Source organism: Solwaraspora sp. WMMA2056 (assembly GCF_030345095.1).
Lineage (GTDB): Bacteria > Actinomycetota > Actinomycetes > Mycobacteriales > Micromonosporaceae > Micromonospora_E.
On sequence record NZ_CP128360.1, the window covers coordinates 3,258,599 to 3,283,670 of the forward strand.

20 protein-coding genes are annotated in these 25,072 nt (G+C 72.3%); 14 read left to right on the forward strand and 6 right to left on the reverse strand.

The annotated features are described in order from the left end of the window. Window positions 1-2: 2 nt before the first annotated feature. The 4 genes from O7608_RS14915 to O7608_RS14930 all read left to right on the forward strand — a co-directional run bounded on the left by O7608_RS14915 (window position 3) and on the right by O7608_RS14930 (window position 5,257). Window positions 3-932: a carbohydrate ABC transporter permease gene (locus O7608_RS14915; protein ID WP_353850541.1), complete on the forward strand. Its 930-nt coding sequence runs from the start codon at window positions 3-5 to the stop codon at window positions 930-932. After that, on the forward strand, window positions 932-1,798 hold the full coding sequence (locus tag O7608_RS14920; protein WP_289210541.1) for a carbohydrate ABC transporter permease: 867 nt from the start codon (window positions 932-934) through the stop codon (window positions 1,796-1,798). The genes O7608_RS14915 and O7608_RS14920 overlap by 1 nt, the downstream gene beginning before the upstream one ends. A gap of 32 nt (window positions 1,799-1,830) precedes the next feature. Next, complete coding sequence (locus O7608_RS14925) at window positions 1,831-3,162, forward strand: ABC transporter substrate-binding protein (RefSeq protein WP_289210542.1); 1,332 nt, start codon at window positions 1,831-1,833, stop codon at window positions 3,160-3,162. Window positions 3,163-3,238: 76 nt separating this feature from the next. After that, a complete protein-coding gene (locus tag O7608_RS14930; RefSeq protein ID WP_289210543.1) occupies window positions 3,239-5,257 on the forward strand; it encodes a beta-galactosidase in 2,019 nt (672 codons plus the stop codon). Between the two features lie 60 nt (window positions 5,258-5,317). Here O7608_RS14930 and O7608_RS14935 read toward each other — a convergent pair whose 3' ends face one another. After that, window positions 5,318-6,409: a LacI family DNA-binding transcriptional regulator gene (locus O7608_RS14935; protein ID WP_289210544.1), complete on the reverse strand. Its 1,092-nt coding sequence runs from the start codon at window positions 6,407-6,409 to the stop codon at window positions 5,318-5,320. A gap of 195 nt (window positions 6,410-6,604) precedes the next feature. Between O7608_RS14935 and O7608_RS14940 the strand changes: the two genes are divergently transcribed. From O7608_RS14940 to npdG, 5 genes are all read left to right on the forward strand, one after another. After that, complete coding sequence (locus tag O7608_RS14940; RefSeq protein ID WP_289210545.1) at window positions 6,605-7,354, forward strand: HAD family hydrolase; 750 nt, start codon at window positions 6,605-6,607, stop codon at window positions 7,352-7,354. 276 nt (window positions 7,355-7,630) lie between these two features. Continuing rightward, window positions 7,631-7,834 (forward strand): hypothetical protein, encoded by a 204-nt coding sequence (locus O7608_RS14945; protein ID WP_289210546.1) that lies wholly within the window; start codon window positions 7,631-7,633, stop codon window positions 7,832-7,834. Between the two features lie 89 nt (window positions 7,835-7,923). Then, window positions 7,924-8,646, forward strand: coding sequence for a hypothetical protein (locus O7608_RS14950; RefSeq protein ID WP_289210547.1), 723 nt, complete (start codon window positions 7,924-7,926; stop codon window positions 8,644-8,646). A 97-nt stretch (window positions 8,647-8,743) separates the two neighbouring features. Further along, window positions 8,744-10,243 carry an RNB domain-containing ribonuclease gene (locus O7608_RS14955; protein ID WP_289210548.1) on the forward strand — a complete coding sequence of 500 codons (1,500 nt, stop codon included), beginning with the start codon at window positions 8,744-8,746 and terminating at the stop codon, window positions 10,241-10,243. A gap of 87 nt (window positions 10,244-10,330) precedes the next feature. Then, window positions 10,331-11,026, forward strand: a complete 696-nt coding sequence (gene npdG / locus O7608_RS14960; protein ID WP_289210549.1) for an NADPH-dependent F420 reductase — start codon at window positions 10,331-10,333, stop codon at window positions 11,024-11,026. A gap of 96 nt (window positions 11,027-11,122) precedes the next feature. Here npdG and panB read toward each other — a convergent pair whose 3' ends face one another. From panB to O7608_RS14975, 3 genes are all read right to left on the reverse strand, one after another. After that, the gene (gene panB / locus O7608_RS14965; protein ID WP_289210550.1) at window positions 11,123-11,995 is read right to left on the reverse strand and encodes a 3-methyl-2-oxobutanoate hydroxymethyltransferase; all 873 of its coding nucleotides are present in this window, start codon (window positions 11,993-11,995) and stop codon (window positions 11,123-11,125) included. 119 nt (window positions 11,996-12,114) lie between these two features. Continuing rightward, window positions 12,115-13,914, reverse strand: coding sequence for an NAD+ synthase (locus tag O7608_RS14970; RefSeq protein WP_289210551.1), 1,800 nt, complete (start codon window positions 13,912-13,914; stop codon window positions 12,115-12,117). A 103-nt stretch (window positions 13,915-14,017) separates the two neighbouring features. Beyond that, on the reverse strand, window positions 14,018-14,836 hold the full coding sequence (locus O7608_RS14975; RefSeq protein ID WP_289210552.1) for a hypothetical protein: 819 nt from the start codon (window positions 14,834-14,836) through the stop codon (window positions 14,018-14,020). A 225-nt stretch (window positions 14,837-15,061) separates the two neighbouring features. Between O7608_RS14975 and glnA (O7608_RS14980) the strand changes: the two genes are divergently transcribed. Together glnA (O7608_RS14980) and O7608_RS14985 are read left to right on the forward strand one after the other, a co-directional pair. Further along, window positions 15,062-16,414, forward strand: a complete 1,353-nt coding sequence (gene glnA, locus O7608_RS14980; protein ID WP_289210553.1) for a type I glutamate--ammonia ligase — start codon at window positions 15,062-15,064, stop codon at window positions 16,412-16,414. 109 nt (window positions 16,415-16,523) lie between these two features. Further along, window positions 16,524-16,949: a DUF350 domain-containing protein gene (locus O7608_RS14985; RefSeq protein WP_289210554.1), complete on the forward strand. Its 426-nt coding sequence runs from the start codon at window positions 16,524-16,526 to the stop codon at window positions 16,947-16,949. 53 nt (window positions 16,950-17,002) lie between these two features. On the opposite strand, the gene O7608_RS14990 is transcribed toward O7608_RS14985, so the two are convergent. Continuing rightward, window positions 17,003-17,938, reverse strand: coding sequence for a S66 peptidase family protein (locus O7608_RS14990; RefSeq protein ID WP_289210899.1), 936 nt, complete (start codon window positions 17,936-17,938; stop codon window positions 17,003-17,005). Between the two features lie 119 nt (window positions 17,939-18,057). Between O7608_RS14990 and O7608_RS14995 the strand changes: the two genes are divergently transcribed. The 3 genes from O7608_RS14995 to mptB are packed head-to-tail and all read left to right on the forward strand — an operon-like array spanning window position 18,058 to window position 23,421. Beyond that, window positions 18,058-18,828 carry a type 1 glutamine amidotransferase gene (locus O7608_RS14995; RefSeq protein WP_289210555.1) on the forward strand — a complete coding sequence of 257 codons (771 nt, stop codon included), beginning with the start codon at window positions 18,058-18,060 and terminating at the stop codon, window positions 18,826-18,828. Next, on the forward strand, window positions 18,825-21,863 hold the full coding sequence (locus O7608_RS15000) for a bifunctional [glutamine synthetase] adenylyltransferase/[glutamine synthetase]-adenylyl-L-tyrosine phosphorylase (RefSeq protein ID WP_289210556.1): 3,039 nt from the start codon (window positions 18,825-18,827) through the stop codon (window positions 21,861-21,863). Before O7608_RS14995 ends, O7608_RS15000 begins: the two co-directional genes overlap by 4 nt. Next, window positions 21,784-23,421: a polyprenol phosphomannose-dependent alpha 1,6 mannosyltransferase MptB gene (gene mptB, locus O7608_RS15005; RefSeq protein WP_502959199.1), complete on the forward strand. Its 1,638-nt coding sequence runs from the start codon at window positions 21,784-21,786 to the stop codon at window positions 23,419-23,421. The genes O7608_RS15000 and mptB overlap by 80 nt, the downstream gene beginning before the upstream one ends. Window positions 23,422-23,532: 111 nt before the next feature. On the opposite strand, the gene glnA (O7608_RS15010) is transcribed toward mptB, so the two are convergent. Continuing rightward, a complete protein-coding gene (glnA, locus tag O7608_RS15010; RefSeq protein WP_289210558.1) occupies window positions 23,533-24,957 on the reverse strand; it encodes a type I glutamate--ammonia ligase in 1,425 nt (474 codons plus the stop codon). Window positions 24,958-25,072: the final 115 nt, after the last annotated feature.

Genomic DNA, 25,072 nt, shown 5'->3' on the forward strand with positions numbered 1-25,072 from the left:
CAATGGCAACCCCACCGACACCTCCCCGGACGGCCGCCGCCGCCGGTGGCGTCCGCCGCCGGCCCCGCCGGCGACGTCCCCTGGCCGGCTGGCAGTTCGTCGGTCCGTTCATGCTGGTCTTCGCGCTCGTGTTCATCGCGCCGATCGGCTACTCGATCTACCTGAGCCTGTACCGCCGGCAACTGATCGGCGGCAACTCCTTCGTCGGCCTGGACAACTACCAGCGGGCGCTGACCGACCCGCAGTTCTGGTCCGCGTTCGGCCGGGTCGGCCTCTTCCTCGTCGTCCAGGTGCCGATCATGCTGGCCATCGCGCTGCTCGTCGCGCTCGCCATCGACAGCGGCCGGCTGCACGGCAAGAGCTTCTTCCGGGTCTCGATCTTCCTGCCGTACGCCGTACCGGCCGTCGTCGCCACCCTGATGTGGGGCTTCATGTACGGCGACCGGTTCGGCCTGGTCGGCAACATCAACGACGCGTTCGGCACCGCGTTGCCCGACCCGCTGCGCCCCGACCTCGTCCTGATCGCCATCGGCAACATCGTCACCTGGGAGTTCGTCGGCTACAACATGGTGATCTTCTACTCGGCGCTGCGGGTCGTGCCGGCCACTCTCTATGAGGCCGCCGAGGTCGACGGCGCCAGTCAGCTGCGGGTCATCCGGTCGATCAAACTTCCGGCGATCCGGGGCGCCCTGGTCATCGCCACCATCTTCTCCATCATCGGCAGCTTCCAGCTGTTCAACGAACCGAGCATCCTGCAGCACCTGGCACCCAACGCGATCACCACCTACTTCACCCCCAACCTGTACGCCTACTCGCTGAGCTTCTCCGGCCAGCAGTACAACTACTCGGCCACCGTCGCGATCGTGATGGGCCTGATCACCATGGCCATCGCGTACGTCGTCCAGCTGCGCGGCATGCGGGAGGGACGCTGATGTCCGCCATCACCAGGGTGCGCCGGCCCGTCCGCAGTGTCACCCTGACCCTGCTCACCGGCATCGTGCTGGTGTACAGCCTGATCCCGCTGGCCTGGCTGCTGATCAACGCCACCAAGTCGCAGCAGGGCCTGTTCTCCTCGTTCGGGCTGTGGTTCGCCGACGACTTCGCCCTGTGGGACAACGTCGTCGACACGCTCACCTACGACGGCGGGATCTTTCTGCGCTGGCTGGGCAACACCATGCTGTACGTGGCCGCCGGCGCCGGCGGCGCGACCCTGCTCGCCACCCTCGGCGGGTACGGGCTGGCCAAGTTCGACTTCGTCGGCCGTAAGGCGGTCTTCGCGATCGTCATCGGCGCGGTCGCCGTACCCGGCACCGCGCTGGCCGTGCCGACGTTCCTGATGTTCAGTCAGCTCGGCCTGACCAACACCCCGTGGGCGGTGATCATCCCGTCGCTGATCACCCCGTTCGGTCTCTACCTGATGTGGACGTACGCGGCCGAGGCCATCCCGGACGAGCTGCTGGAGGCGGCCAGGATGGACGGGGCCGGCGAGTTCCGCACCCTGTTCCAGATCTGCCTGCCGATGCTGGCCCCCGGCATTGTCACCGTCGCGCTGTTCAGCATGGTCGCCACCTGGAACAACTACTTCCTGCCGCTGATCATGCTCAAGGACCCGGACTGGTACCCGCTGACGCTGGGCCTCAACGCCTGGAACGAACAGGCCGCCACCGCCGGTGGGCAGCCGGTGTTCCACCTCGTCATCACCGGGTCGCTACTGACCATCCTGCCGCTGTTGGCGGCGTTCCTGCTCCTGCAGCGCTACTGGCAGTCGGGTCTGGCCGCCGGCAGCGTCAAGGAGTGACCACCCTCCCATCACCTGTGAAAGGGACACTCATGAAAGGCACCACACTGCGGGCGGTCGCGGCCGCCGCAGCAGCAACCCTGGCCCTGGCCGGCTGCGGCTCCGGTGACGCCGACGAGGGCGACGGCGGCGACCAGGTCTCGGCCAGCGACGTCACCGCGGCCCTCGAAGCCGGCGGTGAGATCACCGTCTGGGCCTGGGAACCGACGCTGACCGAGGTCGTCACCGGTTTCGAGGCCAAGTACCCCAAGGTAAAGGTGAACCTGGTCAACGCCGGCACCGGCAACGACCAGTACACCGCGCTGCAGAACGCGATCGCCGCCGGTGACGGGTTGCCCGACGTCGCGCAGATCGAGTACTACGCGCTGCCGCAGTTCGCCCTCGCCGAGTCGGTCACCGACCTCACCGCGTACGGCGCCGACGGCCTTGCCGACACCTTCACCCCCGGGCCGTGGTCGTCGGTGAACACCGGCGGCGGCATCTTCGGCCTGCCGATGGACTCCGGCCCGATGGCGTTGTTCTACAACAAGGAGGTGTTCGACCGTCACGGCGTCGCCGTCCCCGCCACCTGGGACGAGTACGTCGACGCCGCCCGCAAGCTGCACCAGGCCGACCCGCAGGTCTACATCACCAACGACGTCGGTGACGCCGGCTTCACCACCAGCCTGATCTGGCAGTCCGGCGGCCAGCCGTTCCAGGTCGACGGCACGTCGGTGGGCATCGACTTCACCGACCCCGGCTCGGCCCGGTTCGCCGCCATCTGGCAGCAGCTGATCAGCGAGGACCTGCTCGCCCCGGTCAGCCCGTGGAGCGACCAGTGGTACCAGGGCCTGGCCAACGGCACCATCGCCAGCCTCGCCACCGGGGCCTGGATGCCGGCGAACCTGATCTCCGGCGTCGCCGACGGCTCCGGCAAATGGCAGGTCGCCCCGCTACCGCAGTGGGAGGCCGGTGGCACCGCCAGCGCGGAGAACGGCGGAAGCTCGCTGGCCATCCCGTCGGCGGCGACCAACAAGGCTCTCGCCTACGGCTTCATGGACTACGCCAACGCCGGTGACGGGGTGCAGATCCGGGTCGACGGCGGTGCCTTCCCGGCCACCACCGCGCAGCTGACCTCGCCGGAGTTCCTCGGCACCGAGTTCCCGTACTTCGGCGGGCAGAAGGCCAACGAGATCTTCGCCGAGTCGGCCGCCAACGTCGTCGAGGGCTGGTCCTACCTGCCGTTCCAGGTCTACGCCAACAGCGTGTTCAACGACACCGTCGGGCAGGCGTACGTGTCGGACACCCCGCTCGCCGAGGCGCTGACCGCCTGGCGTGACACCTGCGCCACGTACGGCACCGACCAGGGTTTCACCATCAGTTGATCCGTGCGGCCCGGCACCGCCGCGACGGCGGTGCCGGGCCTGCGGCGTTCCCACCCCGACCAACGAGGAGAAGTACGTGGCATTCGGCGTCGACTACCGCTGGCTGCGTTGGCCCGGCACCGGCGGCCCCCGGATCGGCTACGGCGCCGACTACAACCCGGAGCAGTGGCCCCGGCACGTGTGGGACGACGACGTCGCGGCGATGCGGGCCGCCGGCGTCAACATCGTCTCGCTGGCCATCTTCTCCTGGGCGCGGCTGCAGCCCGGCCCCGGCGAGTTCGACTTCGCCTGGCTCGACGACATCATGGACCTGCTGCACCGCAACGGCATCGCCGTCGACCTGGCCACCGCGACCGCGTCACCGCCGCCCTGGCTGACCGCCGCCCACCCGGAGATCCTGCCGGTCGACCGGCACGGCGCCACCGTCTGGCCGGGTGCCCGGCAACACTGGCGACCCACCTCACCGGTCTTCCGGACGTACGCGTTGGCGCTGGTCCGGGCCATCGCGCGGCGTTACCGCGACCATCCGGCGCTGACCGCCTGGCACGTCTCCAACGAACTCGGCTGCCACAACGTCTACGACTTCTCCGACGACGCCGCCGAGGCGTTCCGGGCGTGGCTGCGGGCCCGCTACGGCGACATCGACGCGCTCAACCACGCCTGGGGCACCGCCTTCTGGTCGCAGCGGTACACCGACTTCGCCCAGATCCTGCCGCCCCGGCAGGCCGCGTCGTACCCGAACCCGACCCAGCAGCTGGACTTCAAACGGTTCTCCTCCGACGCGCTGCGCGAGCACCTGCGCGCCGAACGCGACATCCTGCGGGCGGTCACCCCCGACGTGCCGGTCACCACCAACTTCATGGTGATGGGGGAGTCGTCCGGGATGAACTATGCCGACTGGGCGGGTGAGGTCGACTTCGTCGCCAACGACCACTACGTGCACCCCGGACCGCAGGCGCTCGACGAACTCTCCTTCTCCGCCAACCTGACCGGCAACCTGGCCGGCGGCCGTCCCTGGTTCCTGATGGAACACTCCACCAGCGCCGTCAACTGGCAGCCGGTCAACCTGGCCAAACGCGACGGTGAGCTGGCCCGCGACTCACTGACCCACGTCGCGCACGGCGCCGACGCGGTCTGCTTCTTCCAGTGGCGTCAGTCGGCGGCCGGTGCCGAGAAGTACCACTCGGCGATGCTGCCGCACGCCGGGCGCGACAGCGATCTGTTCCGGGCCGTGACCGCGCTCGGCCGTACGCTGTCCGACCTGTCCGGTGTCGCCGGCACGCCACGCACCCCGGCGCGGGCGGCGATCCTGTTCGACTGGGAGTCCTGGTGGGCCTGTGAGCAGGACTCCCACCCGACGTCGCGGCTGCGCTACAAACAGGAGGCGCTCGACTGGTACTCGGCGTTCCTCGCGCTCGGGATCCGGGTCGACGTGCTGCCGGCCGCCGCCGACTTCAGCGGCTACGACCTGGTGGTCGCCCCGATCCTGCACCTGATGCCGGCGGCGCTCGCCGAGCGGCTGCGCGGTTACGTCGACGCCGGGGGTCACCTGGTGACCACCTACTTCTCCGGCATCGTCGACGAGCACGACCACATCTGGCTCGGCGGCCACCCGGGGGCGCTGCGGGACCTGCTCGGTGTGCGGATCGAGGAGTTCGGTCCGCTGCCCGACGGTGAGCAGGTGCTGCTGGACACCGGCGCCTCCGCGACGCTGTGGACCGACCGGATCACGGTGACCGATCCGCAGGTCGAGGTGCTGGCGGCGTACCGCACCGGCGAGTACGCCGGCCGCCCGGCGATCACCCGCCGGCCGGTCGGGGCCGGCTCCGCCGGCTACGTCTCGACCCGGCTCGGTGCCGCCGGGCTGGTCGACGTCCTGGCCCGGTTCGCCGACGCCGCCGGGGTCGGCAGCGAACTGCCGGAGCACCTGCGGGGCCGGGTCGAGCTGGCCGTCCGGGGGGAGTACCGGTTCCTGATCAACCGCACCGACGAGCCGGTGGCGTTGACCGACCTGCCCGGCGAACCGGTGATCGGGCCGGCGGAGACGTTGCCGCCCCGGGCGGTCGCGGTACGGGCGGTGTCAGTGGCGCACTGACCGGGCGTGGGACCCGGTCAGCGCGCCGCCGGCACGGGTCGGGTGCGCCGCCGGCACGGGTCAGCGCGCCGCTGGTGGGGCGGCGGTGCTGGCCCGGACCACCAGATGGGTCGGCACCAACGTGGTGCCGGTCTGCGTGGTGCCGGTGCGGACCTGCAGCAGCGCCGCCTCGACGCAGTGCCGGCCGACCTCGGCGAAGTCCTGGTGGACGGTGGTCAGCGGCGGGATGAACGAGCCGGCTTCGGCGATGTCGTCGAAGCCGACCACACTGACGTCGCGCGGCACCACCCGGCCGCGCTCGTGCATCGCCCGCAGCACGCCGAGCGCCATCTGGTCGTTGGCGACGAAGACCGCCGTACAGTCCGGCTCGTCGGCCAGTTCCAGGCCGATGCGGTAACCGGTCCCGGCCGACCAGTCGCCCCGGCGCAGCGGCGGTACGTCCCGGCCGGCGTCGACCAGCGTGGCCCGCCAGGCGGCGGCACGGCGCTCGGCGGCGTACGACTCCGACGGGCCGGCGACGTGCCATACCGTACGGTGCCCGAGGTCGAGCAGGTGTCGGACGGCCTGCCGGGTGCCGTCGGCCTGGTTGGTGTCCACGACCCGGTAGCGCTGCCCGGCGTCGGAGTCGACGACCACGACGTGCACACCGGGCGGCAGCACGATGGTGCTGGCGTCGAGCAGGTGCACTTCCATGATCACGATGACGGCGTCGACCGCGAGCTCGCCCAACCGGGTGAAGGCGCCGAGGACCCGGTCCTGGGTGGGGGCGGCGACCGGGATCAGGGTGATCACGTACCCCTCGGCGGCGGCGTGGGTGGCGATCGCCTCGACGGTACGGCTGTTGCCGGTGGTGGAGAGCGTGAACGTGATGACGCCGATGGTGCGGAACTCGCCGTACTTGAGGGCGCGGGCGGCGCTGTTGGGCCGGTAACCGAGCTGGCGCATGGCGGCGATCACCTGCTCGCGGGTGCTGGCCACGACGCCCGGATGCCCGGTGGAGACCCGGGACACGGTCTGCGCGGAGACACCGGCCAGCCGGGCGACGTCCGCCATGGAGACCCGACGGCGTTGCACCCGGGGCCGGTCGTCACCGGCGGACCCGGCCGGTGGTTCGGTGTCGCCCCGTGACGGGTCGGGGCGGGAAGGGCTCATCGGATTCCTTCCGTTCCTTTCTCATTGGTCGTCGCCGGCGCCTGACGAACGATCGCCGTCGGCCGGTCGTGACGCCGGTGCCGGTAGTGGCGCTGACACTATCAGTGGAGACGATGTTTGCGTAAACATCCCTTCCTGTTCCAATACGTGCTGCCGGCACTGTGGCCGCGGGCCGGCAGCCGCGATGATTGCAGGATGCTGGCCACCCCCCACGCCCTGCTGCTCGACTTCGGTGGCGTCCTCGTCGACGCCCCGGCCCGATCCCCGCAGCCGACCGGACTCGCCGACCGACTACGGGAGCTGACCGGCGGCCGGATGACCGTCGAGGCCATCACCAGGTCGCTGACCGACGGGCGGCGCGCGTACGCCGCGTGGCGTGACCGGGTGGGCGAGCAGGACCGCCCACGGGAGTACGGCCACCGGCAGGTGTGGGAGGAGTTCCTCACCGTCGGCTGGCCGGCCGAAGCACGCGACGCCGTCCTGGATCAGGCGACCCCCTTGAGTTACCAGTGGACCCGGCGGCCGGACTGGGCGGTCCGCCCAGGGATCCGCGAGGCACTGGCCACCGCCGCAGAGGCTGGCCTGCCGCTGGCGATCGTCAGCAACACGCTGTGCGGTGCCGCGCACCGCGACTTCCTCGCCGAGGTCGGTCTCGGCGACCGGTTCGCCGTGCAGATCTACAGCGACGAAGCCGGGGTACGCAAGCCCAACCCGGAGGTCGCCTGGCTGGCGGCGCGGGCGATCGGCGTACCGGTCGAGCGCTGCTGGTTCGTCGGCGACAGCCCGGCCCGGGACGTTCCATGTGCCCGGCGCGCGGGGGCCGGTGCCGCCGTGCTGATGGTGTCGGAGCGCACCGCGCGGGAACGCGGGCTGCCCGACGGCGTACCGGACGTGACCGTCGAGGACGGACACGGCCTGCGCCGGCTGCTCGACCAGTCGAGGTGACCCGGCGAAGGGCCCGCCCGGTCCGGCGACGCGTGTCACCGGCGGTCGCCCCGGTGTGTCGTCGCGAATTGCAGTGCCCCCTGCTCGAGGTCGGCTGCAGCTGGCGGATGATCGGCGGAATCGCAACGAATCCCTTGTGTGGCAAGCATTATCCGTAGCATTGACCAGTGGTCATCGCGATTGAGCTGGGCTAATGCAATCGCTCTACCATGGAGGCATAGCACTTTTTTGGGCGAAACGGTGGCGCTTGGTTGATTTTCCGTGCACAGTGTTCTCATGAGCGACAGCGGACCTGATGGCGGGTACTTCTGGTGCCTGCGTCATCAGCGCGTGGAGTCCGGGGCGGATCTGTGTGCCGCCAAGTACCGGCTCGGTCCCTACGCCTCGAAGGCCGACGCTGAGCAGGCGCTGCAGCGGGTGTCGGAGCGCAACGAGGAGTGGGACGCCGAGAACGCCCGCTGGACTGGGGAGCAGGGCTAGGCCGGTCCGTCCCGATCGGGTCGGATCTGGAGACTCCGTTGTCTCCTAAGGAGACAAATCCACAGGAAGTCCGCAAGGAGGAGAAAGACATGGTTGTTGGCACCAAGGCCACGACCCGCCCCGCCACCCGGCGGGCGTCGAGCACCGGCACCTCGTCGAGAACGACGTCCGCGCGGTCGACCGGCACGGCCAAACGCACCACTGCGGCGCAGACCACGGCGACCGCGAAGAAAGCGACCGCGAAGAAGACAGCACCGAAGAAGACCACGGCGACCGTGAAGAAGACGGCGCCGAAGAAGACCACGGCGACCGCGAAGAAGACGGCGCCGAAGAAGACCACGGCGACCGCGAAGAAAGCGACCGCGAAGAAAGCGACCGTGAAGAAGACAGCGCCGACGAAGACCACGGCGACCGCGAAGAAGACGGCACCGAACAAGACCACGGCGACGAAGAGCGCGACCGCCCGCAAGACCGCTCCGGCGAAGAAGGCGACCGCCAGCGGCCCGACGACCAAGCGGGCCACCGCGAAGTCCACGACCGGCCGCAAGTCCACCGCGAAATCCGCCACGGCCAAGCGGTCGACGACCACGAAGGGCACGTCGACTCCGGCCAAGGGCACCACCGGCCGGGCCGGTAAGAAGGTCGCCGGGGCGGTGGCACGCACCGCCGGCCGGCTGCAGCAGGTCACCTCGCCGAAGAACGCCACCCCGGCGCAGCGGGGCACCGGCAAGAAGGCGGCGGCCAGCCGGACGACCGCGAAGAAGACCACCAGGAAGGCCGGTACGCAGACCGCCCGCAAGGCCGGTCGCTGACCGTCCCCGACCGCGTCACCATCGGTACGGGGCGCTGCCGTCGGGGCACCGCGGTAGCGCCGTACCACCGGTGGTGACGGCCTGCTAGGAATGGTCCGTGCCGCTCCCACGTCTGACCGCGCCCCGGATCGACTTCGGCGCGCTGCGCCGCGAGCTGGAACTGCCCACCGCGTTCCCGCCTGCGGCGCAGCGCGAGGCGGACGCGGCGGCGGCCCGCGTACCGTTGCCGGACACCGACCTGACCGACGTCCCGTTCGTCACCCTCGACCCGCCCGGGTCGCGTGACCTGGACCAGGCGATGTGCCTGGACCGCCGGCCCGGTGGCGGCTTCCGGATCCGGTACGCCATCGCCGACGTCACCCCGTTCGTCGCCGATGGCGGCCCGCTGCACGCCGAGACCTGGCGTCGTGGCCAGACCATCTACCTGCCCGACGGCACCATCCCACTGCACCCGGCCAGCCTGAGCGAAGGCGCCGCCAGCCTGCTGCCCGACGCCGTGCGGCCTGCCGTGGTGTGGACCCTCGACCTGGCCGCCGACGGTGATCTCGTGGCCGCCCGGCTGGAGCGGGCCCGGGTGCGCAGCCGGGCCCAGCTGGACTATCCGTCGGCGCATGCCGCGCTGGCCGCCGGTCGACTCGCCGACCTCGCCGCACCGATCGCGCTGTTGCCCGAGATCGGCGAACTGCTGACCGCGCGGGCGGTGGCCCGGGGCGCGGTGACCCTGCCGTTGCCCGATCAGGACGTCGAGTCCGACGGGGACGGCTGGCGCCTGGTCCTGCGACCACCCCTGCCGATCGAGGAACACAACGCGCAGATCTCGCTGCTGACCGGCATGGCCGCCGCCGGCATCATGCTGGAGGCCGGGACCGGACTGCTGCGTACCATGCCGGCACCGCAACCGGCGGCGGTGGCCCGGTTGCGAGCCGCCGCCCGCGCCCTCGGCGTCTGGTGGCCACCGGGCGCGGCCGTCGGTGACGTGACCGCCGGGGTCGACCCGGCCCAGCCACGCGGTGCCGCTTTCCTCGACCACGCCGCCGAGTTGCTGCGGGGCGCCCGGTACACGGCCTTCGCCGGTGAGCCGCCGGCCGAGACCGGCCACGGTGGCGTCGGGGCACCGTACGCGCACGTCACCGCGCCGCTGCGCCGGCTGGCTGACCGGTACGCCACCGAGGTGTGTCTGGCGGTGACCGCGGGACGGGAGGTTCCGACGGCGATCGTCGAGGCGTTGCCCCGGCTACCGGAGGTGATGGCCGGCACTGACCGGACCGCCGGGGCCGCCGCCCGCGCGGCGGTCGACCTGACCGAGGCGGTCCTGCTGCAGCACCGCCTCGGTGCCGAGTTCGACGTCGCGGTGCTGGACGCGGACCCGGGCAGCGCCACCCGCGCGCCGCGCGGCACCGTCGCCCTCGACGAACCGGCCGTCATCGCCCGGTGCGTCGGCGCACCGCCGGTGGGCGAGCGGGTCCGGGTCCGGCTGGTGACGGCCGACCCGGCGAGCCGGCAGGTGCTGTTCCGCTACCCGGCCGACGCACCCGCCGAGGGACCCGCCGGCGCACCCACCGAGGGACCCGCCGGCGCGCCGGCCGGCACCGCCTAGGCTACGCGCCGTCGCGATGCTGGTCAGCGTGGGTGGAACGCGTCACGGGAGCACCCACGACGTGCCCCGATGGGCAAGGATGGCCTGATGGGATACGACGCCAGCACACTGCCCGACGTCATGGGGCTGACGGTCGGCATCATCGGCGGCACCGGCGACCAGGGGCGCGGGTTGGCGTACCGGTTCGCCCGGGCCGGCCAGCGGGTGCGGATCGGCTCACGTGACGCGGCCCGCGCCGCCGCCGCCGCCACCGAGATCGCCGCCCTGCCCGGGGTGCCCGCCGACACCATCAGCGGGGGCGGCAACGACGAGGTCTGCGCCGACTCCGACGTGGTGATCATCGCGGTGCCCTGGGAAGGGCACGAGGCCACCCTCGTCGCGTTGCGCGAGCAGCTCGTCGGCAGGATCGTGGTCGACTGCGTGAACCCGCTCGGCTTCGACAAGCAGGGGCCGTACGCGCTGCCCGTCGAGCAGGGCAGCGCCGCGCAGCAGGCCGCCGCGTTGCTGCCGGACTCGCGGGTCTGCGCGGCGTTCCACCACGTCAGCGCACCGTTGCTGGCGGATCCGGCGATCGACCGGATCGACCTGGACGTGCTGATCTGCGCCGAGGACCGCGACGCCGTCGCGGTGGTGGCGGCGTTGGCCGCCCGGATTCCGGGGATGCGGGGCATCTACGCCGGCCGGCTGCGCAACGCCCACCAGATCGAGGCGTTCACCGCGAACCTGATCGCGATCAACCGACGGTACAAGACCCATTCCGGGGTACGGGTCACCGAGGTCTGAGACCGTGGCGGCGGGGCCGGCTCCCCGGCCCCGCCGCGACGGTCGGCGGTGGTCGGCGCGCCGTGCCCAAGCGGTCGGCGCACCGTGCCGCAACGGTCAGAAGGTGTGCTCGGCGGCGGGGAACCGGCCGCCTCGGACGTCGTCGGCGTACCTGCGGGTCGCGTCGGCCAGCACTCCGGCCAGGTCGGCGTAGGTCTTGACGAACCGCTGGGTCGGCCCGGAACGCATCCCCGCCATGTCCTGCCAGACCAGCACCTGCGCGTCGGTCTCCGGGCCGGCGCCGATGCCCACCGTCGGCACCGGCAGGTCGTGGGTGACCCGTTTGGCGACCTCGCCGGGGACCATCTCCAGCACCACGGCGAACGCGCCGGCCTCGGCCACCGCGTGCGCGTCGGCGACCACCTCGTCGGCGGCGTCGCCGCGCCCCTGTACCCGGTAGCCGCCGATGGTGTGTTCCCGCTGCGGGGTGAAGCCGATGTGCGCCATCACCGGGATACCGGCCCCGGTGAGCGCCGCGATCTGGTCGGCGACCCGCCGGCCGCCCTCGAGTTTGACCGCGCCGCAGCCGCCCTCCTTCATGAAGCGCACTGCGGTCCGTAGCGCCTGGGTCGGCCCTTCCTCGTAGGAGCCGAAGGGCAGGTCGCCGACGACCAGCGCGCCCCGGGTTGCCCGGACCACGGCCCGGACCAGCGGCAGCAGTTCGTCGACGGTGACCGGCACGGTCGTCTCGTGGCCGAAGACGTTGTTCGCCGCGGAGTCGCCGACCAGCAACACCGGAATGCCGGCCTGGTCGAAGATCGCGGCGGTGTACTGGTCGTACGAGGTGAGCATGGCCCACCGATCGCCGCGTTCCTTCGCGGCGATCAGGTCACGGGTGCGGACCCGGCGGCTGACCGGGCCGCCGTAGAGCGCGACCACCTCGGTGGGCTCGGCAGCCGGCAGCCCGGCACCTGGCGTCGATCGGGACATCGTCGTCTCCTCTCACCCTCGTGGCCGCGGTCGCGGTCCCCGGGGTACGCACCGATCGTGCCACCGCCCGCACCGACGCGGAGAGGCTTCAGTGCAGGAATTCACACCTCATCCGGGTGTCAGCCGTCACCGGGCTCACGCCACCGGTTGGTGATCGGCAGCCGGCGGTCCCGGCCGAACGCCTTGATGGAGATCTTGGCCCCGGGCGCGGACTGCCGGCGCTTGTACTCGGCCAGATCCACCAGCCGCAGCACCCGGTCCACCAGCTGCGGGTCGTGCCCGGCGGCGATCAGGTCGTCCCGGCCGGCGTCGCCGTCGATGTATCCGCTGAGCACCGCGTCGAGCACCGCGTAGTCGGGCAGCGAGTCGGTGTCGAGCTGCCCGGGGCGCAGCTCGGCGCTGGGCGGTTTGGCGATCGAGTTCTCCGGGACGGGTGGTTCCTCGCCGCGCCGGAGAGCGTCGTCGTTGCGCCACCGGGCCAGCCTCCACACCAGGGTCTTCCACACGTCCTTGATCGGGTTGAACCCGCCGACCGAGTCGCCGTACAAAGTGGAGTAGCCGACCGCGAGCTCGCTCTTGTTGCCGGTGGTCAGCACCAGGTGACCCTCCTGGTTGGACAGCGCCATCAGGATCACCCCGCGCACCCGGGCCTGCAGGTTCTCCACCGCCAGGCCGGACAGCGAGATGTTGGCCAGGAACGGGTCCACCATCGGCTGGATCGGCTCCACCCGGTAGTCCAGCCCGGTCCGCTTGGCCAGTTCGGCGGCGTCGGCGCGGGAATGCTCGGAGGAGAACTGGCTGGGCAGCGACACCCCGACGACCCGGTCCGCGCCGAGCGCGTCCACCGCGATCGTCGCCACCACCGCCGAGTCGATGCCGCCGGACAGCCCCAGTACCACCGAGGAGAAGCCGTTCTTGCGGACGTAGTCGCGCAGGCCCAGCACCAGCGCCGACCAGATCTCCGCCTCGGTCGGCAGCGGCGCGGCGATCCCACCACGGGCCGGGTTGCCGCCCGGGTCCGGCAGCGGGCCACCGATCGTCACCCGGTCGATGTCCATCCCGTCCTCGGCGGCGGCCTCCCCGGCGTCGGTCGTCGCGGTGGCGGCGTCGACGTCGCGCGCCGGGGCGTCGGCGGCCGGCAGGTCGAGGTCGTGCAGCAGCAGGTGCTCGACGAACTGGGGCGCACGGGCCAGCAGGGTGCCGTCCGCCGCGACGATCATCGAGTCGCCGTCGAAGACCAGTTCGTCCTGCCCGCCGACGAGATTGACGTACGCGACCGTTGCGCCGGCCTCGGCGGCGCGGCGACGTACCAGCGGCAGGCGGGCGTCGTCCTTGTCCAGCTCGTACGGTGATCCGTTGACCGTGACGACCAGGCCGACGCCGGCCCGCCGGGCGGCGGTGAACGGACCGCCGGCCTGCCACAGGTCCTCGCAGATGGTCAACGCCACGTCGACGCCGCCGACGCGGACGACGGTCAGCGCGGTGCCCGGCACGAAGTAGCGGTCCTCGTCGAAGACGCCGTAGTTGGGCAGGTGGTGCTTGAGGTAGGTGGCGACGACCGTACCGTGGTGCAGCACCGCGAGGGCGTTGCGCGGCCCGCGACCCGGGTCGGCCTCGGCGCTGATCGCCGCCGGTCCGTCGGCGTCGAGGTAGCCGACCAGCACCGGCACCTCGCCGAGGCCGTCGGCGGCCAGGTCGGCGGCGAGCCGCCCGATGGCGGTACGGGAGGCGGCGACGAACGACTCCCGGAACACGAGGTCCTCGACCGGGTAGCCGGTGAGCATCATCTCCGGGAAGACGACCAGTTGGCCGCCGGCCTCCACCGCCGTACGGGCGGTGTCGCGGACCAGCCGGGCGTTGCCCGACAGGTCGCCTACCGTCGGGTTGACCTGGGCGAGAGCGATGCGCAGCGTCGGCATGACGCTATCTTCCCCCACCGGTGCGGCAGTCAATCGCACCGGCGGCGGGCAGCGTCACCGGGGTCACGCCACCGCCGCAGGGGTCACCGGTGTACCGCAACGGTCACCCGGCGGTGTGCCGCAGCAGCGGGGCCGCCGGATCCACCTTGGCGGTGGCCCGGGTCAGCAGCGCGGCGGCGTCACCCGGTGCGACCGCGCCGACCGGGCCGAGGTGGCGCACGGTGGCGAGCAGGCCGTCGTCGTGGGCCAGCGCGAGGTAGCCGGTCTGCGGTCCGGGGCCGTCATCCGTACGGTCGGTGACGCTGATCAGCAGCGACCAGGCCGTGCCGACCGGCACCCGTTCCCGGCGGTGCACCCGGACCGTCACCGGGGTGCCGTCGTCGAGGTGGGCGGCGAAGCTGACGCAGCGGCTGGCGACGGTGTCCCAGTCGGCGGCGGCGGCGCCCGCCGCCACCGGATCCAGCAGGGTCAGCGACTGGCGCAGCGTCGCGCCGTCGGGGCCCTGGTACCGGGCCACCAGCTGATCAGTGGCGGGGCGGTCGCCGTCGGCCGCCGGCGACCAGGGGCGTTCGAAGAGCCGGCGGCAGCCGGTGTCGCCATCGTCGTCAGCGGTGGGGGTCGTGCCGCCCCCGCCATCGGTCGTGGTCGGGCCGGTCGCGGTGACGGGGCGGTAGCCGGCCGGCAGGTCGGCGGCGGCGAGCAGGACGGCACCGGGATCGGGCTGGGTGGCGACGACGCGCGACGGCGTGGTGACCGGATCGTCGCCGGGCGGTGCGGCAGGGGGTACGCCGACCATGGTGCCGACGGCCAGTCCGGCGGCGAGCCCGCCGCCGAGGGCGGAGCGGCTCATCGCGTAACGGGTCAGTGCCGACCAGTTGGTGACCGTACGGTGGTATCCCGGTACGCGGTGCGGCCGTTGCATTAATATCCCCTTTCGTGCCGATTGGGACTAACGCGCCGGAACGGTGTGGGTTGTGGGTCGGCCCCGGCACGTGCGTGACCGGAGTGGTCCCGTAACGTCGGCGTAACGAGGTCGGGAAAGACTGGGCTGCTCAGGTGGGAGCCGACAGCACCTGGTCCTGCGTTGGAGGGCACCAGCGCGGAGAATGGAACCGGTCCGGGCAGACCAGTGTCACGAGGGGTAGACGTGGACCGTCAGCAGGAGTTCGTGCTCCGTACTCTGGAAGAGCGCGACATCCGTTTCGTTCGGTTGTGGTTCACCGACGTGCTCGGCACGCTCAAGAGCGTCTCGGTCGCGCCGGCTGAGCTCGAGGCAGCATTCGAAGAAGGCATCGGCTTCGATGGCTCCGCCATCGAAGGTTTCGCCCGGGTCTTCGAGTCCGACATGGTCGCCATGCCGGATCCCACCACTTTTCAGGTGTTCCCCTTCGAGGGCGGCGTCAGTGGCGAGAGCGCCCGGATGTTCTGCGACATCCTGCTGCCCGACGGTACGCCGTCCTGGGCCGACCCCCGGCACGTGCTGCGCCGGGCCCTGTCGCGGGCGGCGGACAAGGGTTTCACCTTCTACACCCACCCCGAGATCGAGTTCTTCCTGCTGGAGAGCAGCCCGACCGACGGCTCCACCCCGGTACCGGTCGACTCCGGCGGCTACTTCGACCACACCACGCACGCGGTGGCCCGCGACTTCCGCCGCCAGGCGGTGCTGGCCCTCGAGCGGATCGGCATCTCGGTCGAGTACAGCCACCACGAGGTCGCCCCCGGCCAGCAGGAGATCGACCTGCGCTACGCCGACGCGCTGACCACCGCCGACAACATCATGACCTTCCGGCACGTGGTGAAGGAGGTCGCCCTGTCGCACGGCGTCGCGGCGACCTTCATGCCCAAGCCCTTCACCGACCAGCCCGGCAGCGGCATGCACACCCACCTGTCGCTGTTCGAGGGTGAGCGCAACGCCTTCCACGACGCCAGTGACCCGATGAAGATCTCCAAGGTCGCCAAGGCGTTCATCGCCGGCCTGCTGGTGCACGCCCCCGAGTACACCGCCGTCACCAACCAGTGGGTCAACTCCTACAAGCGGCTGTTCCCGCAGGCGCTGCCGGACCGGATCACCGAGTCCCCGGCGTACGTGTGCTGGGGGCACCTCAACCGCTCCGCCCTGGTGCGGGTGCCGGCGTACGGCAAACCGAACTCGGCCCGGGTCGAGGTCCGGTCGCTGGACTCGGCGACCAACCCGTACCTGGCCTTCGCGGTCATGCTCGGTGCCGGCCTGAAGGGCATCGAGGAGGGCTACGAGCTGCCGCCCGGCTCCGAGGACGACGTGTCGGCGCTGTCGGCGGCCGAGCGCAAGGCGATGGGGTACGAGTCGCTGCCGGAGAACCTCTCCGAGGCGATCGAGGTGATGTCCCGCTCGGAGCTGGTCGCCGAGGTGCTCGGCGAGCACGTCTTCGACTTCTTCCTGCGCAACAAGCGCTCCGAGTGGGAGCAGTACCGCCGCGAGGTCACCCCGTACGAGCGTCGACGCTACCTCGGGGCGCTCTGACCGTACGGCCGCCGGGCTGACGCCGGCCCCGCGCCAGGGCTGGCGCGGGGCCGCTATCGTCCCTCCCGACACTGCCGCCGCCCCGGCGGCGGAAGGGGAGGGACGTCGCGTGTGGGAGGACCTGCTCAGCGGAGCCTGGCAGAGCATCGTGTTCGGGGTGGTCGGCATCGCGCTGATGGCCGCCGGTTTCGTGGTGGTCGACTGGCTGACTCCTGGGAAACTGCGGGAGCTGATCTGGGTGCAGCGCAACGCCAACGCCGGACTGCTGCTGGCCGCCAACCAGCTCGGCGTGGCCGGGATCGTCTTCACCGCGATCCTCACCAGCTACCCGTCGTTCGTGAAGGGACTCGCCTCGACCATCCTGTTCGGGCTGATCGGTCTGGGCGTCATGGCGCTGGCCTTCGTCGTGCTGGACTGGCTGACCCCGGGCCGGCTCGGCGTGGTGATCTGCTCCGACGAACCGCACCCGGCCGCCCGGGTCAGCGCCGCCTCCCACCTCGGTGCAGCGCTGATCGTCTGCGCCTGCATCACCTGAGCTGAGCCGGCTGCCAGCGACGTCAGCTGAGCCGGCGGTGCGGTGCCGACGGCTCAGGCCGGCCGTACCGCCGGCTCGACCGTCAGCGTGCCGGCCACGGTGTCCAGCGTGGCCGGCACACCGAGGCCGACGGTGCGTGGTGTCTGTCCGTGCCCGAGTGGCAACCCGCCGAGCACCGGTACGCCGAGATCGCCCAGCCGTTCGCCCAGCACCTGCGCGACGTCGACCCCCTGCCGGTCGGCGCAGCCGGTGAACTGCCCGAGCGCGACCCCGGCCAGGCCGGCCAGCACGCCACTGCGGCGCAGCTGGGTCAGCATCCGGTCCACCCGGTACGGCGGCTCACCGATCTCCTCGACCAGCAGGATCGCGCCGGACAGGTCGGGCAGGTCCGCCGTGCCGACCGAGGTGGCCAGCAACGACAGGTTGCCGCCGAGCAACGTGCCGCTCGCCCGACCCGGTACGGCGACCGGTGCGCTCGCCTCCAGAGGCGAGCGGGCGACGACCGTCGGCGCGGCGCCCATCACCGCCGTTCGCAGCGACTCGGCGGACTCCGCCGGGCACCGCTGGTCGTCCCAGGCCACCACCGGGCCGTGCACGCCCGCCAGACGGGCCGTCCGCCACAGCGCCAGGTGCAGCGCGGTCACGTCGGAGTAGCCGCAGACGACCTTCGGATCCCGGCGTACCGCCGCCGGGTCGAGCCGGTCGGCGATCCGCTGGCTGCCGTAGCCGCCCCGGGTGCAGAAGACACCGCGCACCGCCGGATCGGCGAGCGCCTCGACGAGGTCGGCGGCCCGCTGCTCGTCGGTGCCGGCCAGGTAACCGTGGCGGCCCAGCGCGTGCCGGGCCAGCCGGGGCCGCAGCCCCCAACCGGCCAGGACCGCCATTCCCCGCTCGACCTGCTCCGCAGCCACCGGGCCGGCCGGCGCCACCACCCGGACCTCGTCATCGGGGCGCAGCGCCGGCGGGCGCAGCACCCCGCCCGTCGACAGCAGACCGGTCACCCGGTCAGGGTACGCGCCGGCGTCGGCGGGCGCGTACGAGTGGCGACCGGGGCGGCGCCGGGTACCACCTGCCGCCGTACCCGCCGCCGATTGGATAGCCTCGACCCGTGGGTAGCGCGCTGGTGATCGAGAACGACCCGACCGACGACCTGCGACGGCTGGGGGAGTGGCTCACCGAGGCCGGTCTGCCCGTCGAGGTGCACCGCCCGTACGCCGACGACCCGGTCCCCGCCGACCCGGCCGGGTACGCCGCCGTCGTGGTCCTGGGTGGTCGGCCCAGTGCGGTCGACCCCGGTCCGGACGCCGGCTGGCTGCCAGCGGTGGAGGGGCTGCTGCGCAAGGCCGTCCGCCAGCGGATCCCGACGTTGGCGATCGGGCTCGGTGCCCACCTGCTGGCCACCGCGCACGCCGGCACCGTCGAACGTAGCGCGGCCGGGCCGGAGATCGGGCCGGCCCTGGTCGGCAAGCGGGACGCCGCCGGCACCGACCCGCTGTTCCGGTACGTGCCACTCGCCCCCGACGTGCTGCAGTGGCACATCGACGAGATCACCGAGCTACCGCACGGCGCGGTGCTGCTGGCCGCCTCCACCCACTACCCGCACCAGGCGTTCCGCCTCGGCGACCGGGCCTGGGGGCTGCAGTTCCACATCGAATGCGACCGCGACATGATCAGCGCCTGGGCCGCCGGCTCCACCGTCCTGGCCGAGCTGCGGCTGCCCGCCGACGTCGTGGTGGACGCCTGCGTCGAGGTGCTCGGCGACATCGAGGACGTCTGGCAGCCGTTCGCCGCCCGGTTCGCCGCGCTCGCCCTCGGCCAGCTGCCGGGCGCCGACGTCCCCCGGACCCTGCCGCTGCTCGGCGGCCAGGGGCACCGATGAGCAGACCGACCAGCGCCGCCGGCAGACTCGCCCGGTACGGCTTCGACGTCACCGGCACCGGCACCGTGCGGGCCGACGACCTGCTCGGTCCGGACGGGCTGCGACTGTGGGACGCGACCGCCCAGCAGCCGGTGGACCCGCCGGCGGGTGAACTGCTCGCCGCGCTGTCGCGGGCCGCCGATCCGGACCTGGCGTTGCGGCAGCTGCACCGGCTCGTCGAGGCGGAGCAGCGGCACCGCGCCGACGACGCCGCTTCGCCCGTACTGGCCGCCCTGCACGCCGACGCCGGGCTGCGTCGGCGGCTGATCGCCGTGCTGGGGGCGTCGTCGAGCCTCGGTGACCATCTGGTCGCCAACCCGCAGCAGTGGCTGGAGCTGGCCACCGGCGGCAACGGCGTCGCCCCGTGCGCCGACGGCAGTCTCGACCTGGGGTCGGCATGGTTCGGCGAACCCACCGGCCCTCCGGCGATCGCCGGGCTGCGCCGGGCGTACCGGCTGGCCCTGCTGCGGATCGCCGCCGCCGACCTGACCGGCGGGCGTGGTCTGGAACAGACGATGGCCGCCCTCTCGGCGTTGGCCGACGCGACGCTCGGCGCCGCCTACGACATCGCCGTGGCCGAGCTGCCGGCCGGAACGCCGGTGCCGCGCCTGGCGGTGGTGGCGATGGGCAAGTGCGGCGGCGACGAGCTGAACTACGTCTCCGACGTGGACGTGATCTTCGTCGCCGCCGACGACGCCGACCTGACCGTGGCGACCACGCTGGCCACCCGGCTGATCCACATCTGCGGGCTGGTGGCCTGGCCGGTCGACGCCGCGCTGCGGCCCGAGGGCAACCGTGGGCCGCTGGTGCGGACCCTCACCAGTCACCTGGCGTACTACCAGCGGTGGGCCCGTACCTGGGAGTTCCAGGCGTTGCTCAAGGCGCGACCGGCGGCCGGGGACCGCGACCTCGCGCAGGAGTGGATCGGGCTGCTCGCGCCGCTGGTGTGGCACGCCGCCGAACGGCCCGAGGCGGTCGAGGACGTCCGGGCCATGCGGCGCAGGATCATCGACAACGTCCCACCCCGGGAGCTGGAACGGGAGATCAAACGCGGCCCCGGCGGCCTGCGCGACATCGAGTTCGCCGTCCAGCTGCTGCAGCTGGTGCACGGCCGGGTCGACGAGACGCTGCGTACCCCGGGCACCGTGCCGGCGCTGCGCGCCCTGGTCGCCGGCGGCTACGTCGGGCGGGCCGACGGGGAGGCGCTGCTGCGCGGCTACCGGTTCCTGCGCGGCGTCGAACACCGGCTGCAACTGCAAGGGCTACGGCGTACCCACACGGTGCCGGCGGACCCGGCCGCCCTACGGTGGCTGGCGCACGCCCTCGGCTACACCCCGACACCGGGGGCGTCCGCCGTCGAGGCGTTCCGGGCCGACTGGGTCAGCCACGCCACCGAGGTACGCCGGCTGCACGCCAAACTCCTGTACCGGCCGCTGCTGGAATCCGTCGCCCGGGTGCCGGCCGAGTCGCTGCGGATGACCCCGCAGGCGGCCCGCCGTCGCCTGGAGGTCCTCGGCTTCGCCGACCCGGCCGGGGCGCTGCGGCACCTGGAGGCGCTCACCGGCGGGGTCTCCCGGACCGCCGCGATCCAACGCACCCTGCTGCCGGTGCTGCTGCAGGAGTTCGCCGACGCCCCGGAACCCGACCGTGGCCTGCTCAGCTACCGCCAGGTCTCCGACAAACTCGGCAGCACCCCCTGGTACCTGCGGCTGCTGCGCGACGAAGGCCCGGTCGCCGGCCGGCTCGCCCGTACCCTCGGCCTGTCGCGGTACGTCGCCGACCTGCTCGCCCGCGAGCCGGAGGCGCTGCGGATGCTCGCCGTCGACGCCGAGTTGGCCCCGCAGAGCGCGGCGAAGCTCGCGGCGGGGTTCGCCGCCGTGGCCGCCCGACACCTCGGTACCGGCGGTGGGCAACCGGTTGACGGTGTGCCGGCCGTCCGCGCGGTGCGCGCCCTGCGCCGGCGGGAACTGCTCCGGCTGGCCTGTGCCGACGTACTGCGCAGCGCCGGGTCGTTGGCTCCGGACCGCGACGACGTGGGCCCGCTCGACATCGCCGCGATCGGTGCCGGGCTGTCGGCGGTCACCGACGGTACGCTCGCCGCCGCGCTGCAGGTGGCGACCGCGACCGTACCTCCGCCGGCCGGCCTGCGGTTCGCCGTCATCGGGATGGGCCGCCTCGGCGGGTACGAGATGAGCTACTCCTCCGACGCCGACGTGCTGTTCGTCTACGACCCGCCGGCCGGCCTGGCCGACGACAAGGCCAGCGCTGCGGCCCGCGCGGTCGCTGAGGAGCTGCGCCGGCTGCTCGGCATGCCCGCCCCCGACCCGCCGCTCGGCGTCGACGCCGATCTGCGTCCGGAGGGCCGCAACGGCCCGTTGGTGCGCAGCCTCGCCGCGTACGCGCAGTACTACGCCCGCTGGTCGAAGGTGTGGGAGGCACAGGCACTGCTGCGGGCCCGGTTCGTCTGCGGCGACACGTCGCTGGGCGCGGAGTTCCTCGCCGTCGCCGACCCGGTGCGCTATCCCGCTGGCGGGCTGAGCCGGGAGCAGATCGTGGAGATCCGCCGGATCAAGGCCCGGGTGGAGACCGAGCGGCTGCCCCGGGGTGCGGATCCCGCCACCCACACCAAACTGGGGCGCGGCGGGTTGGCCGACGTGGAGTGGGCGGTGCAGCTGACCCAGTTGCGCCACGCGCACGCGGTGCCGGCGCTGCGTGACACCCGTACCCTGGTCGCCCTGGCCGCCGCCCGCGAGGCCGGGCTGGTCGGCGCGGCCGACGCCGCCGCGCTACGGGCCGGCTGGACCCTCGCCGCCCGGGTCCGCGACGCCCTGATGCTGGTCCGGGGTCGGGCCAGCGACCAGCTGCCCCGGCACGGACCGGAGCTGGCCGGGGTGGTGCGGCTGCTCGGTGCCGCCGATGCCGGCCAGTTCCTCGACGGCTATCTGCGGACCGCCCGCCGCTGCCGGGCGGCGGCCGAACGGGTCCTTGGTGCCTGAGCGCGCCCCGGTCACCGGCGCGCGCTATCACCTCATCCGCTGGACGGGGCTGCTCGGCGCGCTCGGCTTGGCGTTGGCCGCTGTGCTCGGCGGGGCGTCGCCCGACCCGCCGGCCGCCGGCTGGGCGGTGTTCACCAGCGGTCGCGGAGTGCTCAGCGTGCTCGCCTGGGCCGCCGGCACCGCCGCGCTGGTCTGGGCGTGGTGGTCGGCCCGGCACGGGGTGCCGTCGGCGCGCTGGGCGCTGGTCACCGTCGGGCTGTGGGCGGTGCCGTTGCTGCTCGCTCCGCCGCTGGCCAGCCGGGACATCTACTCGTACGCCTGCCAGGGGTGGACGTACCACACCGGTGGGGATCCGTACGCCGGCGTCGCCGGGCAGGGCTGCCCCTGGCTCGACGCGGTCGCCCCGCTGTGGCGCGACACCCCGGCACCGTACGGTCCGGTATTCATCTGGCTGGCCGGACTCGCCGCCGCCGCAGGCGTGGGCCTGACCGGCACGGTGCTGATCCTGCGGGCGGCGGCCGTGGCCGGTCTGGCGCTGGTGGCGCTCACCCTGCCCGCGCTGGCTCGGCGCTGTGGTCTGCCGGGCGGGCGGGCGTTGTGGCTGACGCTGGGCTGCCCGGTGGTGCTGGTGCACCTGGTCTCCGGGGCGCACAACGACGCGTTGATGGTCGGTCTGCTGGTGGCCGGGCTGTGGCTGCTCGTCGCCCGGCCGGTACCACCGGACGCCGACGGTGACCCGCCCGCCGGCGGGGCGCTGGGGCGCGGTGCGGCGGCGCTGATGCCGGTGGCCGCCGGGGTGCTGCTGGGCCTCGCGGTGGCGGTGAAGGTGACCGCGCTGGTCGTGGTGCCGTTCGCGGTGGTGCTGGCGGTCAGCGGCGTGCGCCGCCCCGCCGCACTGGTGCGGGCCGGTGCGGCGGTGCTGTCCGGGGTCGTGGCGGCGGTCGTGGCGACGTCGCTGCTGGTCGGGTCGGGGTGGGGCTGGGTGGTCGGGCTGACCCGCAGCGGTGACTCTCGACAGTGGACATCTCCGCCGACCGCCGTCGGTCTGCTGATCGACTATCTTGCCCGTCCGGTCGGCGGCGCGCCGCAGGCGGTGGGCGTCGTACGGATGTCGGCGCTGGTGCTGCTCGCCGCGTTCCTGGTGGCCCTGTGGTGGTGGGTGTGGCGGGGCAGCGGACCGGTGGCCCGGTGGCGTGGTCCGGTCAGCCGTGTCCACGGACGGTATCTGCCGGTGGGTGACCGGGGGCAGGCGGTGTACGGGGCCGGAGTCGCGCTGGCCGCGACGGTGGTGGCCGCCCCGGTGTTCTACCCGTGGTATCTGGTGTGGCCGCTGGCGCTGCTCGCCGCCGCCGCGTACCGCACCCGGTGGTTCCTCCTGCCGGCGGCGGTGAGCTGTTTTCTGGTACTCCCCGACGGCTCCGGAGTCGCGGCGATGACCAAGGCCCCCGGTACGGTCGCGATGTGCGGGCTACTCGCCGTCCTTGTCGTCCGCACCGCCACCCGTTCCCCGACGATCTTGCGGTTATCGCGAAGATTTGTCGGGATTGTCCGTCGATAAGTGCAAGATCGTCGGGGAGGGGTCGCGGGGGAGGGGTGGCGGGGAAACGGCGGCGGGGCCGGGTGCGAGCGTCACGCTCGCACCCGGCCCCGCCGGCCGTTGCTGGGTGGATCAGCAGTCGTAGTACATGGCGAACTCGTGCGGGGTCGGCCGCAGGCGGACCGGGTCGACCTCGTTGGCGCGCTTCCAGTCGATCCAGGTGGAGATCAGGTCCGGCGTGAAGACGCCACCCTCCAGCAGGAAGTCGTGGTCGGCCTCCAGGGAGTCGAGCACGGCCGGCAGCGAGCCCGGCACCTGCTTGACGTCGCCCCACTCCTCCGGCGGCAGGTCGTACAGGTCCTTGTCGATCGGCGCCGGCGGCTCGATCTTGCTCTTGATGCCGTCTAGGCCGGCCATCAGCATGGCCGAGAACGCCAGGTAGACGTTGGCGGACGGGTCCGGCACGCGGAACTCGACCCGCTTGGCCTTGGCGTTGCTGCCGGTGACCGGGATCCGGGTGCAGGCGGAGCGGTTGCGCTGCGAGTACACCAGGTTGACCGGCGCCTCGAAGCCCGGCACCAGCCGACGGTACGAGTTGATCGTCGGGTTGGTGAAGGCCAGCAGCGACGGCGCGTGGTGCAGCAGACCGCCGATGTACCAGCGGGCGGTGTCCGACAGGCCGGCGTAGCCGGTCTCGTCGTAGAACAGCGGCTCACCGTTGAGCCAGAGGCTCTGGTGGGTGTGCATGCCCGAGCCGTTGTCGCCGAACAGCGGCTTCGGCATGAAGGTCGCGGTCTTGCCGGCGGCCCAGGCGGTGTTCTTCACGATGTACTTGAACAGCTGCAGCTGGTCACCGGCGTGCAGCAGGGTGGAGAACTTGTAGTTGATCTCGGCCTGACCGGCGGTGCCGACCTCGTGGTGCGAGCGCTCCACGGTGAAGCCGGTGTCGATCAGCTTGCGGACGATCTGGTCGCGCAGATCGGCGTAGTGGTCGACCGGCGGCACCGGGAAGTACCCACCCTTGTACGGGGTCTTGTAGCCGCGGTTGCCGCCCTCTTCCTCGCGGCCGGTGTTCCAGGCGCCCTCGATCGAGTCGATGTGGTAGTACGCCTGGTTCGCCGAGGTCTCGTGGCGGATCGAGTCGAAGATGTAGAACTCCGCCTCGGGGCCGAAGTAGGCGGTGTCGGCGATGCCGCTGGCCGCGAGGTACGACTCGGCCTTCTTCGCCACGTTGCGCGGGTCGCGGGAGTACGGCTCGCGGGTGAACGGGTCGTGGATGAAGAAGTTCAACGCCAGCGTCTTCTCGATCCGGAACGGGTCGATGAAGGCGGTGGCGACATCCGGCAGCAGCAGCATGTCCGACTCGTGGATCGCCTGGAAACCACGGATCGAAGACCCGTCGAAGGCGAGGCCGGTGGTGAAAAAGTCCTCGTCGACGGACTCGACCGGCAGATTGAAGTGCTGCATCACGCCGGGCAGGTCACAGAAGCGTACGTCGACGAATTTCACGCCCTCGTCTTTGAGGTACCGCAGTAGTTCCTCGGGATTGGCGAACACACGTCCTCCTGGCACGTCGCACTGATGGCTATGCTGGTCGCGACGCTATGGCCGTGGGGTTGCCCCACCATGTCTCTAATGTTTCCGCCGTGTTACGTCACGTGCGGAGCGTGAT

What these genes read in the sequence shown, in the direction of transcription:
- O7608_RS14915 (WP_353850541.1), top strand. Translation starts at nt 3, where the DNA reads ATGGCAACCCCACCGACACCTCCCCGGACGGCCGCCGCCGCCGGTGGC.
- O7608_RS14920 (WP_289210541.1), top strand. Translation starts at nt 932, where the DNA reads ATGTCCGCCATCACCAGGGTGCGCCGGCCCGTCCGCAGTGTCACCCTG.
- O7608_RS14925 (WP_289210542.1), top strand. Translation starts at nt 1,831, where the DNA reads ATGAAAGGCACCACACTGCGGGCGGTCGCGGCCGCCGCAGCAGCAACC.
- O7608_RS14935 (WP_289210544.1), bottom strand. Translation starts at nt 6,409, where the DNA reads ATGAGCCCTTCCCGCCCCGACCCGTCACGGGGCGACACCGAACCACCG.
- O7608_RS14940 (WP_289210545.1), top strand. Translation starts at nt 6,605, where the DNA reads ATGCTGGCCACCCCCCACGCCCTGCTGCTCGACTTCGGTGGCGTCCTC.
- O7608_RS14945 (WP_289210546.1), top strand. Translation starts at nt 7,631, where the DNA reads ATGAGCGACAGCGGACCTGATGGCGGGTACTTCTGGTGCCTGCGTCAT.
- O7608_RS14950 (WP_289210547.1), top strand. Translation starts at nt 7,924, where the DNA reads ATGGTTGTTGGCACCAAGGCCACGACCCGCCCCGCCACCCGGCGGGCG.
- npdG (WP_289210549.1), top strand. Translation starts at nt 10,331, where the DNA reads ATGGGATACGACGCCAGCACACTGCCCGACGTCATGGGGCTGACGGTC.
- panB (WP_289210550.1), bottom strand. Translation starts at nt 11,995, where the DNA reads ATGTCCCGATCGACGCCAGGTGCCGGGCTGCCGGCTGCCGAGCCCACC.
- O7608_RS14970 (WP_289210551.1), bottom strand. Translation starts at nt 13,914, where the DNA reads ATGCCGACGCTGCGCATCGCTCTCGCCCAGGTCAACCCGACGGTAGGC.
- O7608_RS14975 (WP_289210552.1), bottom strand. Translation starts at nt 14,836, where the DNA reads ATGCAACGGCCGCACCGCGTACCGGGATACCACCGTACGGTCACCAAC.
- O7608_RS15000 (WP_289210556.1), top strand. Translation starts at nt 18,825, where the DNA reads ATGAGCAGACCGACCAGCGCCGCCGGCAGACTCGCCCGGTACGGCTTC.
- mptB (WP_502959199.1), top strand. Translation starts at nt 21,784, where the DNA reads ATGCCGGCCAGTTCCTCGACGGCTATCTGCGGACCGCCCGCCGCTGCC.